General features: G+C 29.7%; 17 protein-coding genes, 3 tRNA genes and 1 other RNA gene. 18 read left to right on the forward strand and 3 right to left on the reverse strand.

Translation table 11 applies throughout. From position 1 onward, the window contains the following. Nucleotides 1-140 precede the first annotated feature (140 nt). The gene (locus tag JOC70_RS18785; protein ID WP_204600395.1) at nucleotides 141-1,547 is read right to left on the reverse strand and encodes a sodium:solute symporter family protein; all 1,407 of its coding nucleotides are present in this window, start codon (nucleotides 1,545-1,547) and stop codon (nucleotides 141-143) included. Between the two features lie 104 nt (nucleotides 1,548-1,651). Then, entirely contained in the window at nucleotides 1,652-2,545 is an 894-nt protein-coding gene (locus JOC70_RS18790; protein ID WP_204600396.1) for a phosphatidylserine decarboxylase, read from the reverse strand. Nucleotides 2,546-2,704: 159 nt separating this feature from the next. On the opposite strand from JOC70_RS18790, the gene JOC70_RS18795 reads away from it, so the two are divergent. From JOC70_RS18795 to JOC70_RS18875, 17 genes are all read left to right on the forward strand, one after another. Beyond that, entirely contained in the window at nucleotides 2,705-3,271 is a 567-nt protein-coding gene (locus JOC70_RS18795) for a TetR/AcrR family transcriptional regulator (protein WP_204600397.1), read from the forward strand. Nucleotides 3,272-3,368: 97 nt separating this feature from the next. After that, nucleotides 3,369-3,445, forward strand: a tRNA-Arg gene (locus JOC70_RS18800). 91 nt (nucleotides 3,446-3,536) lie between these two features. After that, nucleotides 3,537-3,980: a nucleoside deaminase gene (locus JOC70_RS18805; RefSeq protein WP_204600398.1), complete on the forward strand. Its 444-nt coding sequence runs from the start codon at nucleotides 3,537-3,539 to the stop codon at nucleotides 3,978-3,980. Nucleotides 3,981-3,985: 5 nt separating this feature from the next. Then, a tRNA-Ser gene (locus JOC70_RS18810) sits at nucleotides 3,986-4,077 on the forward strand. Nucleotides 4,078-4,355: 278 nt separating this feature from the next. Continuing rightward, nucleotides 4,356-4,616: an aspartyl-phosphate phosphatase Spo0E family protein gene (locus JOC70_RS18815; RefSeq protein WP_243429191.1), complete on the forward strand. Its 261-nt coding sequence runs from the start codon at nucleotides 4,356-4,358 to the stop codon at nucleotides 4,614-4,616. A 113-nt stretch (nucleotides 4,617-4,729) separates the two neighbouring features. After that, nucleotides 4,730-4,819 (forward strand) — tRNA-Ser (locus tag JOC70_RS18820). 11 nt (nucleotides 4,820-4,830) lie between these two features. Then, an RNA gene (ffs, locus tag JOC70_RS18825) (signal recognition particle sRNA large type) lies at nucleotides 4,831-5,096 on the forward strand. Nucleotides 5,097-5,220: 124 nt separating this feature from the next. Further along, nucleotides 5,221-6,837, forward strand: coding sequence for a DNA polymerase III subunit gamma/tau (dnaX, locus tag JOC70_RS18830; protein ID WP_204600399.1), 1,617 nt, complete (start codon nucleotides 5,221-5,223; stop codon nucleotides 6,835-6,837). A 92-nt stretch (nucleotides 6,838-6,929) separates the two neighbouring features. Next, nucleotides 6,930-7,271, forward strand: coding sequence for a YbaB/EbfC family nucleoid-associated protein (locus JOC70_RS18835; RefSeq protein WP_035310534.1), 342 nt, complete (start codon nucleotides 6,930-6,932; stop codon nucleotides 7,269-7,271). A 24-nt stretch (nucleotides 7,272-7,295) separates the two neighbouring features. Next, the gene (recR, locus tag JOC70_RS18840; protein WP_204600400.1) at nucleotides 7,296-7,892 is read left to right on the forward strand and encodes a recombination mediator RecR; all 597 of its coding nucleotides are present in this window, start codon (nucleotides 7,296-7,298) and stop codon (nucleotides 7,890-7,892) included. A 61-nt stretch (nucleotides 7,893-7,953) separates the two neighbouring features. Next, complete coding sequence (locus JOC70_RS18845; RefSeq protein WP_204600401.1) at nucleotides 7,954-8,223, forward strand: YaaL family protein; 270 nt, start codon at nucleotides 7,954-7,956, stop codon at nucleotides 8,221-8,223. Between the two features lie 48 nt (nucleotides 8,224-8,271). Next, on the forward strand, nucleotides 8,272-8,532 hold the full coding sequence (locus tag JOC70_RS18850; protein ID WP_204600408.1) for a pro-sigmaK processing inhibitor BofA family protein: 261 nt from the start codon (nucleotides 8,272-8,274) through the stop codon (nucleotides 8,530-8,532). Between the two features lie 174 nt (nucleotides 8,533-8,706). After that, nucleotides 8,707-9,399, forward strand: a complete 693-nt coding sequence (gene sfsA, locus JOC70_RS18855) for a DNA/RNA nuclease SfsA (RefSeq protein ID WP_204600402.1) — start codon at nucleotides 8,707-8,709, stop codon at nucleotides 9,397-9,399. A gap of 53 nt (nucleotides 9,400-9,452) precedes the next feature. Continuing rightward, complete coding sequence (locus JOC70_RS18860) at nucleotides 9,453-9,992, forward strand: NAD(+) diphosphatase (protein WP_204600403.1); 540 nt, start codon at nucleotides 9,453-9,455, stop codon at nucleotides 9,990-9,992. A 34-nt stretch (nucleotides 9,993-10,026) separates the two neighbouring features. Beyond that, nucleotides 10,027-10,203: a hypothetical protein gene (locus JOC70_RS18865; protein WP_204600404.1), complete on the forward strand. Its 177-nt coding sequence runs from the start codon at nucleotides 10,027-10,029 to the stop codon at nucleotides 10,201-10,203. Between the two features lie 88 nt (nucleotides 10,204-10,291). Beyond that, nucleotides 10,292-10,477, forward strand: a complete 186-nt coding sequence (locus JOC70_RS18870; protein ID WP_035310521.1) for a hypothetical protein — start codon at nucleotides 10,292-10,294, stop codon at nucleotides 10,475-10,477. 17 nt (nucleotides 10,478-10,494) lie between these two features. Beyond that, entirely contained in the window at nucleotides 10,495-10,683 is a 189-nt protein-coding gene (locus JOC70_RS18875; RefSeq protein WP_035310519.1) for a hypothetical protein, read from the forward strand. Between the two features lie 612 nt (nucleotides 10,684-11,295). Here the strand turns inward: JOC70_RS18875 and JOC70_RS18880 are convergent. After that, a complete protein-coding gene (locus JOC70_RS18880; protein WP_204600405.1) occupies nucleotides 11,296-12,468 on the reverse strand; it encodes a class I SAM-dependent methyltransferase in 1,173 nt (390 codons plus the stop codon). A 202-nt stretch (nucleotides 12,469-12,670) separates the two neighbouring features. On the opposite strand from JOC70_RS18880, the gene JOC70_RS18885 reads away from it, so the two are divergent. Beyond that, nucleotides 12,671-13,594: a GNAT family N-acetyltransferase gene (locus tag JOC70_RS18885; RefSeq protein ID WP_204600406.1), complete on the forward strand. Its 924-nt coding sequence runs from the start codon at nucleotides 12,671-12,673 to the stop codon at nucleotides 13,592-13,594. Nucleotides 13,595-13,872: the final 278 nt, after the last annotated feature.

The raw sequence follows: 13,872 nt of genomic DNA on the forward strand, positions 1-13,872 counted from the left end.
GTATAGCATTTATTATGATATAATTACTATACTATAACTACGAACCAGTTGGTCGGGGGTTCGAATCCTCTCCGCCGCACCATTAAAAAGTACCTGTAGATATTAATTACAGGTACTTTCTTTTTTATATATTTAAATTATTATTCTGCATCTAATGGAGGCGCTAATTTATTAGTTACCTTTATTTCAATGTAGGATGTGATAAAGAATGCTATAAGTGAACTTAGAGAACCTGCAATAATAGCTAAGATTCCATAAGGTTCCTTCATTACCTGCCAGTATATACCTACTAAACTTCCTACTAAAATTGAAACAATACCTGCATGTTTTGAACATTTCTTTAAGGATAAACCCAATATAAATGCTGCAAAAGGACCAGCAGCTCTTAGCATAAATGAGAATATATTTAAAGTTATAATGTTAATTTGGAATAGTGCGATACACATTGCAAGTAAACCTATTATAACATTGCTTATTCTAGTCATTTTAATCATAGTATTATCGCTAACACTTGGATTTATATATTTTTGGTATAAATCTTTTGTAAGTATTGTAGAAGCACATAGCATATCAGAATCAGCACTAGACATTGTAGAAGCAATTATTGCTGCACATACAATTCCAGAGATCCATTGTGGTGCATGGCTAAATATCACTGTAGAAAGTGCTTTACTTGGCTCAATGGTTGGAAATGCTGTAAGAGCAGCTATACCTATTAGTGCAGGAATAAATGCAAAAAGTGCCATGAAAAGTGCAGACATAAGAGTAGCTTTTCTACCGGTTTTTTCATCCTTGGCTGCAAAAACTCTAGATACCATTTCTGGTCCAGACATGAATGTTATGAAATATTGACCTATTAAGCTAACTATTGTAGCGATACCCATTCCGTTTATAGACATTTTTGCAGGAGGAACTTTAGATACTATGGTACCCCATCCACCTACACCATTAATTACAAAGGGAAGAGCTATTAAAAGTCCAAAGAATATTATTGCCCATTGAAATAAATCAGTGAAAGCATCAGCCCAAAGACCGCCCATGACAGTATAAACTACAGTAAATAAACCTCCAATTATAATAGCAACCTTGATATTAATTCCTATCAAAGCAGATATTATAATCCCAGAAGCAAGAATTTGAGATGCTGTTAGACAAAAAAGAGATACTATATTTAATATAGAAGTAATTATATGACTAGTAGTACCAAATCGTCTTCCTACCACTTCAGGAATGGTATAAGCCATAATTTTTCTAAGCTTAGGAGCGAAGAATGCCATTGGAATGATACCAATAGCGGCTGCAAGTACGTACCAAACCGAGGACATTCCCCAATTTCCATAAGCTTTACTTGCAAGTCCAACGGTACTTCCACCACCAATGTTATTAGCGGCTAAACTACAAGCTACCATAATCGCCGGTAATGACCTACCTGCTAGCATATAGTCAGTGCTATCTTTTATTAAAAATTTGTTTGTAAAAAAACCTACAGATAGCATAAGCGCTAGATAGCATATAGTAATAATAAGGGGAAGTAATTGTAAAGTCATGTTATTTCCTCCTTTAAAAAGATATAGTAATTAATATATATTCATAAGATGATAAAAAATAACTAAAAAATCCAGCAAGTTTTTCACTGCTGGATTTTTTAGTTTTATGAACTATGTTTAATTCCTATCTTTTCGCCCATAAGTACCTTGCATTCGTATCCTAAATTACTTTGAAATAGTATATCTTCATCTATCTTAACTTTATTTTTTTCTAAAAAGAGTATAACTGTAGAGCCTCCAAATTTAAAATATCCCTTTTCATCACCTTTATCCACTCTTTTATCAGGAGTATAGCTCTGAATAATAGATCCAACGCAAGTTGCCCCTACCTCCATATACAATACATCTCCAAAGTTATCAGAATGAAATATGCTCCATTCACGCTTGTTTTTGCAAAATATAGTAGGGATTTTACTTAAAGCAATTGGATTTACTGAGTAATAACTACCTTTAACCTTTGAAGTATGTTCGCAAATACCACTATCTATAAAATGAAATCTATGATAGTCAGTAGGGCAGAGCCTTAATATGATCATTGAACCATTATTATATTTTTCAGCTATGGCTTTATCAGGAATCAAATCATGCAAACTATAATTAAATCCTTTTACTTCAACTATTTTTTCTAAATTTATATTTTCATATACTATAACTCTTCCATCTCCAGGTGAGATAAGGGCACTTGTAACTTTTTCTATAGGACGATCCTTAAGATGAAGTTTTCTAGTAAAAAAATCATTAAAACTTATAAAGTCATCAGTACGTGTAACGCTTTCTTCAATATTTATATTAAAATCATCTATAAATTTTTTAATTTTATTTTTACTACTGCCCATATCACAATACTTTCCGTATATGTAGGAAAAAAGCTTTTTCTTAATAAATAATTCTAAAAAACTACTTCCGAACTTAGTTGAGTAAATCCAATTAAGATATTTTTCTCCAGATACCTTTTCTATTTCATAGGTTTTGGTTTTTCTATTATAAATTTTTATCATAAGATTAAACACCTCCAAAATTATTAGTATAAACGTAGTATATAGTATATTTATACTAATATATCATATTTATAGTAATTTTAATATTGAGTTATATATGATTTGGAGTATAATTAAGTTAATGTATTAAATTGTATAAAAATTAACGGAGTGAGCAAAATGAATAAAACTAAAAAAGCAATATTTGAATCAGCTATAAAAGTTTTTTCCACATATGGATATTCTGGAGCAACTATGGATGCAATAGCTGCACAGGCAGGACTTGCTAAAGGTACTTTATATTATCACTTTAATAGTAAAGAAGAGATATTTAATTATATAATACAAGAAGGAATGAATCTAATAAAAGAAAGAATTCAAGAAACAGTAGATGAGCAAAGTGATTCATTATCAAAACTAAAGACATTAATAAAAGTTCAATTAAATATGGTTTATGAAAAAAGGGATTTTTTCAAGGTAATTATGAGCCAATTGTGGGGACAGCAATCAAGGCAATTGGAATTAAGAGAAGTAGTTAATGAGTTTATAAAGAATATAGAAACATATCTAGAAAGAGCTATGAATGATGGATTTATAAAAAAAGGAGAAAAGTCTTTTATGGCATATACAATTTTTGGATCTCTATGTTCTACTGCAATATATGACCTTATAAACGAAGAAGGTATAAATATCCACGATGTATTTGAAAATTTAACAGAATATATTTTAAGTGGAATTCAGATTTAAATATATACAAGTATTAGTTAATAGAAAATAATGTAATCATATTGACATAAAATTTGTTTTGTAATAAACTTTTATATGTAAAGCTTAAGCTTGTTATGCGCTCGTAGCTCAGTAGGATAGAGCGTCCCCCTCCTAAGGGGAAGGCCGGGGGTTCGATTCCTCTCGGGCGCACCAAGGTTTATTTCAATAAGTACTACTGGATTTAATAAGATTATAAAGCTTATTTAGTCCGGTATTTTTATTTATAAAATAAAGAGAGATAATAATGAAAAATGATTTTTTGATAGAAGCAATAAAAGAAGCTAAAAAGGCTGAAGATTTAGGGGAAGTACCTGTTGGAGCTGTTATAGTAAAAGATAGTAGAATTATAGCAAGGGCTCATAATATGACAGAGGTGTTAAAAGACCCTACAGCTCATGCTGAGGTTTTAGCCATAAGAAGAGCATGTAAATTCACTAATAATTGGAGATTAAATGGATGTGAGCTGTATGTTACATTAGAACCATGTCCTATGTGTGCAGGTGCTATATATCAAAGTCGTATAAATAAAGTTTATATAGGAACGTTTGATTCTATAAGTGGTGCATGTGGCTCAGTAATAAATGTATTGCAAAATAATTATTTAAACAGTAATATAGATGTAAGGTGGATTTATAATAAAGAATGCAGTATGTTATTAAAAAGCTTTTTTCAAAGTAAAAGAAAATAATTTTTGGAGAGATGTCCGAGAGGTCGAAGGTGATTGACTCGAAATCAATTGTACGGATAATACTGTACCGGGGGTTCGAATCCCCCTCTCTCCGCCAATAGAAATCTATAAGAAGTTGTTAATGATAATAGCTTCTTTTTTGTTTTAATAAAATATAATAGATAAATGTAGAAAAATGAGTTTTGATGAAATAATATAAGAATATTTACAGAAATATAGGTTACTTTATAATAACAACCAATATTTACTTAATATTACAAAGCTGATATAATTAAAACATGATTTGTGTTATTAAAACATGATTGATTTTTTAATAATACCTTCTATATGCAAAAGAGTATTTTACAAAGGAGCTTTAATTAGGGAGGTTTTAAGATGATGCTTTGTGAACATGCCTTAGTTGAAAATAACATTTTTTTTAGTGATAGAGAATTAAGAATAAATAGTGATTTAAGAGATAAAAAATACAATTTATATAATATAAAAAGGAAAATTGAAAGCGTTAGAGAGCTTTTAAATGAAGTGACTTGTGATATAGATAATAAAGAAAAAAGTGAGGAAATATTAAAGGTAAGTCAATATATGGACAAGCTATTAAATGAATATAATGTCATTGTAGGAAGTAATAAATTATAAGTTTATAATAAAATATTTATAAAAGCTATTGCAAATATAAAAATCACATAGTATAATAGGATTTGTCGTTAGTAAACGACATAAAATTTAATAATTGTCATGAGTAAATCCGTGGAGAGATGTCCGAGTGGTTTAAGGAGCACGCCTGGAAAGCGTGTGTAGGGGAAACTCTACCGGGGGTTCGAATCCCCCTCTCTCCGCCATATAAACTTTGCCGTGCTAGATGGGGAGTTAGCGGTGCCCTGTAACCTGCAATCCGCTATAGCAGGATTGAATTCCTCGCTTAGGCTATAACTTGTGAGGTCTGACCTATGTAAGTGACGTTGAGAGCTGGGTCCCACGCAACGGAAACTCATGAACCCCGTGAGGTCTGGAAGGAAGCAGCGGTAAGTGATAATTTCCGTGTGCCGTGGATTAACCTGGCTTGAGTTAACTGTATAGGTAACGCTCATAGGTTATTTGCCAAGGCGAGGTGCACGGTTTAAATAGTGATTTTAGCACAATAAACTTGAGTTTATTGTGCTTTTTATTCATTTAAATAATAAATTATAAATTATAAATTATAAATATATAAATTTTAAAGTTTGGTTAAGAGGTGAAGTTAATGGGCTATACTGCTCTTTATAGGGAATGGAGACCTAGAAGTTTTGGGGATGTAGTAGGACAAAAGCATATTACAATAACACTGCAAAATCAAATAAAAAATAATAGAATAGCTCATGCATATCTTTTTTCAGGTACAAGAGGTACGGGGAAAACATCCACAGCGAAAATATTTGCTAAAGCTGTTAATTGTTTGAACCTTAAAGATGGAGAACCTTGCAATGAATGTGATATATGCAAGAAGATAAATTCTGGAACATTGATGGATGTTATAGAACTAGATGCAGCTTCAAATAATGGAGTGGATAAGATAAGAGAAATATCAGAAGATGTTAATTATCCTCCTAGTGAAGCTAAGTATAAAGTATATATAATGGATGAAGTACATATGTTATCTCAAGGAGCTGTAAATGCATTTTTAAAAACATTAGAAGAGCCTCCTGAAAATGTTATATTTATACTTGCAACTACAGATCCTCAAAGGCTTCCAATTACAATACTTTCTAGATGTCAGAGGTTTGATTTTAAGAGAATAAGAAATGAAGATGTATTTGAAAGATTGAGGTTCATAGTTAAAGAGCAAGGTGTATTTGCAGATGACAAAAGCTTAAGATTAATTGCACGTATGTGTGATGGTGCTATGAGGGATGCGTTAAGTATATTAGACCAAGGAATTTCAATGGGAAATGGGAAGGTAGAGTACGAAAGCTTACTTAATATGCTAGGACTTGTAACTAATGAAAATTTGCTAAAGATTACAACAAGCATTATAGAAAAAGATATAGAAGCATCCTTAGGGATAATTGATGATGTAGTATTAACAGGTAAAGATATATACTATTTTATAAAAGATATGATAAATCACATGAGAAATTTACTTATGGCTAAGGTAACTGAAAGTCCTGAAGAAATTATGGATATGTCTGAAGAAAATATTAAGGATATTAAAGAACAATGCCAAAAAATAAGAGTAGAAGAAATAATGAGAAATATAAGAATACTACAAGATGCAGAAGAACAATCTAAATGGACTAAGCAAAGTAGAGTTTATTTAGAACTAGCTATAATTAAGATGTGTAAGATAGAATATGATACATCTAATGAAGTTATTTTATCTAGACTTAATAAAGTTGAAGAAGCTATGAGATCAGGGGAAATAAAGGTTAATTCAGAATCTATAGTTGCTAAAATATCAAATAAACATGAAGAGGAAGAAGAGAAAATAGCAAACCAGGAACATAGGATTCAATCTGTAAATAAATATAATGAGAACTCCACTTTAACTTTAGATAAGTTAAAGAAATTTTGGAAGGATATACTAGAAACATTTAAGGCTAGAAGGCATATGGTATTATATGCATCTTTAATTACAGGTGAGTTAATTGGATGTGAAAGTGGAGTAGTAACTATAAGGTACGATAAGCAATATGCATTCAATAAACAAAGGCTAGAAAAGGATCAAAGTAAAAAGATAGTAGAGGAAATATTTTCAGATATACTAAAGGAAAAAGTTAAGATTGAATACTTAATAGAGAAAGATGAGGGCACACAAAGATCTCCAGAGCAATTATTAAAGAGTACATTTGGAGAGGAAATTATTCAAATAATAGAGGAATAGCTAAAAGGAATTTACACTTTATATGTAATAATGTAAAATAAATAATTGTATATTTAGTTTAAACTTATTTAAAATAAAAGGAGGAATATATAATGGCTAAAGGTGGATTACCTAATTTCGGTGGTGGAAATATGAATAATTTAATGAAACAGGCACAAAAGTTTCAAAAGCAAATGGAAGATATGCAAAAACAATTAGAAAAGAAAACTTTTGAATTTAGTGCAGGTGGTGGAGCTGTAGTAGCTGTGGCTACTGGTAAAAAGGAACTGGTTGATATAAAAATAGACCCAGATGTACTTGATCCAGATGATGTAGAAATGCTTCAAGATTTAATATTAAGTGCATGCAATGGAGCATTAAAAAAGGCTGAAGAAGAGACTGCTAACGAAATGAACAAGTTAACTGGGGGATTAAATATACCAGGAATGTTCTAAGTTACCTAAGTTGAGGTGAATTAATTGGAATTTTATCCAATAGCAATAGAAAAGCTTATAGAAGAATTTGCAAAGCTTCCAGGTATAGGATATAAAACAGCTCAAAGACTTACATTACATGTATTAAACTTACCTAAGGAAGAAGTTGAAGAGTTTTCTCAGGCTCTTATTAAAGCTAGAGGAACTATAAAATACTGTTCTGTATGCGGCAATTTTACAGATAAGGATCCTTGTGCTATATGTAGTAATCCAAGTAGAGATAAGGAAATTATTTGTGTAATAGAGCAGCCTAAGGATATTATATCTTTAGAAAAGGTAAGGGAATATAATGGTACTTACCATGTACTTCATGGTACTATATCGCCTATGTCAGGAAGAGGGCCTGATGATATAAATTTAAAAGAACTTATAAAAAGAGTTAATGGAGATGTAAAAGAGATTATAGTAGCCACAAATCCTAATGTAGAAGGTGAAGCTACTGCTATGTATATATCTAAGATATTAAAGCCTTTTGGTGTTAAGGTAACAAGGATTGCACATGGTATACCTGTTGGCGGGGATTTAGAATATGCAGATGAAGTTACGCTAGCTAAGGCTTTAGAAGGAAGAAGAGAAATATAAGGAATAAACCTCCTGTTTTATGTCAAAGATTAATTAATAACATAAAATAGGAGGTTTTTTTATGGAAAATAGCTCATGGATAAAATTAAGTAAAGATAAAGATTATAATGAAGAGGATAAAAAGCTTATAAAAGCTATAATGGAAAGTCAGGAGGAAATATCTAGGGCCACAAATTATTTCCAAATAGCAAAAGAACCTATACTTATAGACTATGCTATATACCTTGAGCAAGCTGCAAAGTCTAGATATATATACCTTTTAAATCAGGCTAAGAAAAGAAATATAAAAATTAGCTATAAATACGTTTTAAAAGATGTAAATGAAGTATAATTTATTTATAATATAAATAAATTAATAATAGGAGAAAAAGTGGGGGGGATTTTTGTGGAGTATATAGGATATTTCTTGGTGGCTATAATAGCTCTTGTAATTATAGTAAAACTATTTGCATGGCCTATAGCAATATTAATTAAGTTAGTGATAAATGGTGTGGCTGGAGCTGTACTATTATTTTTAGTAAATTTAGTAGGATCATTATTTAACTTCTCTATAGGTATTAATGCTATTACGGCACTTATTGCAGGATTTTTTGGAGTGCCAGGAGTAATAGTTTTAATAGTTTTAAAGTTATTTATATAAATAGATCGTTTATATAAGATTTTTAAATTATAATTATGATAAATTATAAAAAGACGTAAAGAATAAATATTAGCTTTATGTCTTTTTTTATATATACATATAATTATTCTTGTGCATAATGTGGATAAAGTTAAAGGGGTTGTGTATAATCTATAGAGAAATGGAGAAAATAATATGTTTATAAATAAAAATATTATTACAGGAGAATTCATTAAAAGGCCAAATAGATTTCAGGCATATGTTATTATAGATGGAGAGGAAATAATGGTTCATGTTCCTAATACGGGACGATGTAAGGAAATTTTAATTCCTCATACTAAGGTAGTGTTACGTGAAGAAGATAATCCTAATAGGAAGACTAAATATGATCTTATTGGAGGATATAAGGGAGATAAGTTTATAAATATAGATTCACAAGTGCCAAATAAAGTAGTAGAAGAGGCTTTAAGAGAAGGAAAAATAAGAGGGCTTAATGAATATAATATAATTCAAAGAGAAAAGGTTTTTGGGAATAGTAGATTTGATTTTAAACTCACAAATTCAAAGGGTGAAGAATATTACTTAGAGGTAAAAGGAGTAACTTTTGAGGAAGGAGGAGTTGCAAGTTTTCCTGATGCACCTACAGAAAGGGGAAGAAAACATCTTTTAGAATTAATTGATGTGAAGAAAAGCGGTAGAGGAGCTGGAGTAATATTTGTTATACAATTAGAGGGTGTTATGTTCTTTACACCTTATGATGATATGGATAAAAAGTTTGGCGAAGCTTTAAGATTTGCAGGTGAAAATGGAGTAGATATATTTGCATATGATAGTTATGTAGGAGAAAATTTTATAACATTAAAAGATGAGGTTGAAATAAGATTATAAGTTTTAATTTAGCTTGAAAGGTAGGTGAAAGGTTCTAGTTTAGAACTGAATATATGAAATTTAAATTTTGCCCTAAATGTGGAGGAAAATTAATTGAAAAGTATAGTTGGGATGAAGGAGGGGTCCCATATTGCCCTATTGACGATATAATGTATTTTGATACGCCAAAGCCATGTATAATTGTAGCTGTTATTAAGGAGGAGAAAATACTACTTTTAAAACAAAGTTATATATTTAAAGATTCAAAGGTGCTTATATCTGGATATGTAAGTAATGGAGAAAGTGTAGAGGAAACAGTGTATAGGGAAGTATATGAAGAAACAGGCATAACTGTAGATAAGGATAGTATAAAATATTTAGGTAGCCATTACGTAAACTCTAAAGAAATAGTGATGCTTACATTTATGGCTAAGTATGTAAATGGTGAAATAAAGAAGTCGGAAGAAGTTGAGTGGGCACAGTGGGGTAGATTAGAAGACGCTCTCTGTGAAATGCAAGAAGATGAAATTGGAAAGGATGTAGTTAAAAAGGTTTTGAAGGAAGTTGGATACAATGGAGATAAGGCTTATATATGTGATATAGATCTTATTTAAAATATAAGCTAATAAATGCTATAAGGAGAAAGATATGATACTAGGAGGAAACTGTAATAAGTGCCCTGATTACTTAGTAAATAAGTGCGATGGCCAAGATGGAATATGTATGTGTAGAAGATGTCCTAGAAATCTAGGAAAGTGTATAATAACTAAATACTGCAGCGAAACTGAATCTGTACTAGAGATAAGTGAAAACATAGATATTTAAATGTCTATGTTTTTTTTATGCATTATTTTAAAACTTGTGGAAATAATAATAAAAGCATTAGCGAGTACTTATAAAAGAGGGTGATAAATTGAGATTAGAGGAGCTTAAGATGCTAGTAGCAGAAAACTGCCCGGGTTATGAGCCCTTAGCTTCAGTGTTTGTTTCAGATGTAGGGAATATAATTGACACCTGTGATAATTGCGATAACTATGTAGATGAAAAGTGTATAGTAAATTTATTTGATCCAATTAAGCGTAAAATTAATAGAAATTAATTGAGGAGGAATAAAATATGGGAAATGCTTTTGAAATGATAGCTGTAGGTAATAATTGTCCTGGTTATACACCTATGTATGATGGGTTTCAAGCTCTTTCGGCAGAGTCAGAAACTAAAAGCTGCAGAACTTGTAGTCATTTTGAAAAAGGAATTTGTAATATAGATTATTATGACAAGGTTGTATCTAGTTTAGACCAGGCATAATATACATAAAGACAGCAAAAAAATGCTGTCTTTTTTTGTATATAATTATAATAATTAATGTTATAATTATATAGATATATTATGTTAAACTATGGTATAATAGGAATATAATAATTAATTAAATTTTCTATATAGCTCACTTATCATTATTAGAAAGAAACAGAACTTATAAGAGGTAAAAATTTTATAGTTATATAAATCTTATGTGCGGATAAGGTTTAATAGATTTATACTAACATATAAATTTTATAAGTTTTTGCTCCAAATGCAACCTGCGATAAAACTTAAAACTTCAAATTAAAAAAACCTCTGTAAAATTGTCTTTGTTAATATGTTTTAAGGGAATAGGTGGCATTTTCAAAAAGTAAAGCTTATGTTCTTATAATTCTGTGGATATAACATTTTCCATATTCTATTTTATCTATATAACACCCTAGGTTGTTAGCCTGGAAGCGAATGAAGGTGTTTTGATATTTATTACTTATAGTTAATTTAGAAAATGGAAGTAAGTATAAAGGCAACCTTTATGCATTGAAAAATGTATAAAAGTTGCCTTTGAATTTTTATAATAAAGCTATACATAACGATAAGATGAACGAATCAACATGCTTCTTACCACTGATTTAAGAATCTATATAGAGCAGGATTTATATTCAAGTCAGCGATAAGTTTTAAATAGTCCTCTAAAATTTTGTTGTCAAAGTCTTTGGTTTTCAGAGCCCTTATCATTAAATTTTTAGGTGTCTCTAAAGGTGAAATATATTCAACTACAGATACATTATATCCATAAGCTTCTAGAATTAATGAGCGGAGACCATCTGTAAGTGCATCAGCTATTCTAGCTTTTAATATCCCATGCTTTAGCACACCTTTAAAAGGAGCATAGGAGTATTGATTTAATAGTTCTCTATGACAACAAGGAACAGCTATTATAGCATCTGACTTAACTCTAATACCTAAGGCTAAAGCCATATCTGTAGCGGTATCACAGGCATGGAGAGATATAACAACATGAATTTTCTTATCAGGTGTATAGTCTTTTATATCTAAGGCTTTAAATTCCATATTTCTATAGCCTAGATTTTCAGCCATTTCTTTAGAAGAATTAATTACAGTTTCAGAAATATCTAATCCTATGAAAAAACATTTTCGTTTTTTTACTTCTGTTAAGTAATAGTTTAATACAAAGGTTAAGTATGATTTTCCACATCCACAATCTAATATATTTATTGCTTCATTGGAAGGTAGTTGATCTAAGATTCCTTCCAACAACTCTACATAATGATCTATTTGATTATATTTTCTTATTTTATCATTTTTAATTTTTCCATCCTTGCTCATTATGCCTATTTCTTTTAAAAGAGCATCGGCTTCGCCTACCTTTATGTAATAATCTCTATTTAATAGAGTGGAAGTTTTTGTAGTAGATGTAGAGTTATCCTTATCTATAGAGTTTTTTGAATCTATATTTTTAAATAATACATTTTTGTTAGATGCTTCGATTAATACTCCTCCACCTCTTTCATTATATGTAAATAATAATGATTCATAGTGCTCACTTTCATTTATTATGTTTTTAATAAGCTGTTCTATAGTAAAGGAATTAGTTCTACCATTAAAGTTAAATGATAATGTATTTTCCTTTAATTTAGCGATGCCTGTGAATTTTTTAAGACCAGTAGTAAACTCAACTGTTATATCCAGGAATATGCTAGAGTTTTCTTTAAATTTATTCTCTATACCCATAAAGAAAAAACTAAGTTTATTTAAGGCTTGTTTGTTCATAGATAAATCACCTAACCTTCATTTTTTATACTTGTAATTATTAGTAAACATAAAATATATTAATATTAATAGTTTTTATTGTAAAGTAAAAAATATGATTATGATATAATATTAAAGTATTTATTGAGATAAAAGGACTATATAAAAGTTAACTTAAGATGATATAAAATTTTACCGATATAAAAATAAAGGGGGAACGCATATGCAAAATGATGTTTGTATAACTTCTACAAGTAATAAAAGGGAATATATTATTAAAGATAGTATAGGTATTACGCTAGGAAGAATATATATAATAGATTGGAATACTGAAAGTAAATATTGCTGTATAAGAATAAGATTTTATAAGCAGGATAAGCCAAGACTTTTGTTTAAATCAGTTGATGAGTTTCTGAATCAAGTTTTTAATAAAGATAATATTAAAAAGATAAATATATTGGTTAAGGAAGATGAAAGTATTGAGTGTTTTGGGGAATTAGGATTTGAATTAGAAGGAGTTATTGCTAATAACTTATGTGAAAATGGAATTTATAAAAGTGAATTTTTATTTGGGCTAGAAAAAATAAACTATAAAAAAGAAAATCTATTAAGAAAAATCACCCTTAGTGGTAGGAATGTACAGCTAAAGATATTAACTCCAGAAAATTCCCAGGAAATATTAAACTATTATTTAAAGAATAAGGAGCATTTAAGTCCTTATGAACCTACAAGGGAAGAGGAATTTTATACATTAAAGTTTCAAAGGGATATATTGATAGAATCATATAAGCAATATCTAAATGGAGAAGCTATAAATTTTGGGATATATAAAAATGACAACTTCATTGGAAAAATTCAATTATCCAATATAGTATTGGGGATCTTTAGGAGTTGTTTTATAGGTTATTCAATGGATAAAGATGAGCAAGGGAAAGGATATATGAAAGAAGCTTTAAAGTTGGTTACAGAATACGGATTTGATGAATTCAATTTACATAGAATAGAGGCTTCAGCATTAGTGGATAATAAAAAGTCTCAAAGTGTTCTAAAAGCATGTAACTTCAAAGAACTCGGTATTAATAAAAATTATCTCTTTATTGATGGGAAGTGGAGAGACCATATAACCTATTATATATTAAGAGAATAGAGCGTCAACCTTATCTAGTGTGTCCTCTATAGAAATTAGAATTAACTCCTAGATTTATAGAGGATTTTAAATTTAAATTTAAATTTTAGTGAGTTTTATCATTATAATCATGGATTGATGTGATACAATAACACATGTTGTCGCAAGAAACGACAAATAAGTCGACAAAGATTTTAAAAAATGTTTTAAAAAGTTGTTGACAAGAAGAAATAAAAGTGTTAATATGTAAAAGTCGCTTGAGGCGATAGGGTCTTTGAAAATTGAACAGAGAATAGAAA

It is taken from the genome of Clostridium pascui (genome assembly GCF_016908015.1).
Lineage (GTDB): Bacteria > Bacillota > Clostridia > Clostridiales > Clostridiaceae > Clostridium_AK > Clostridium_AK pascui.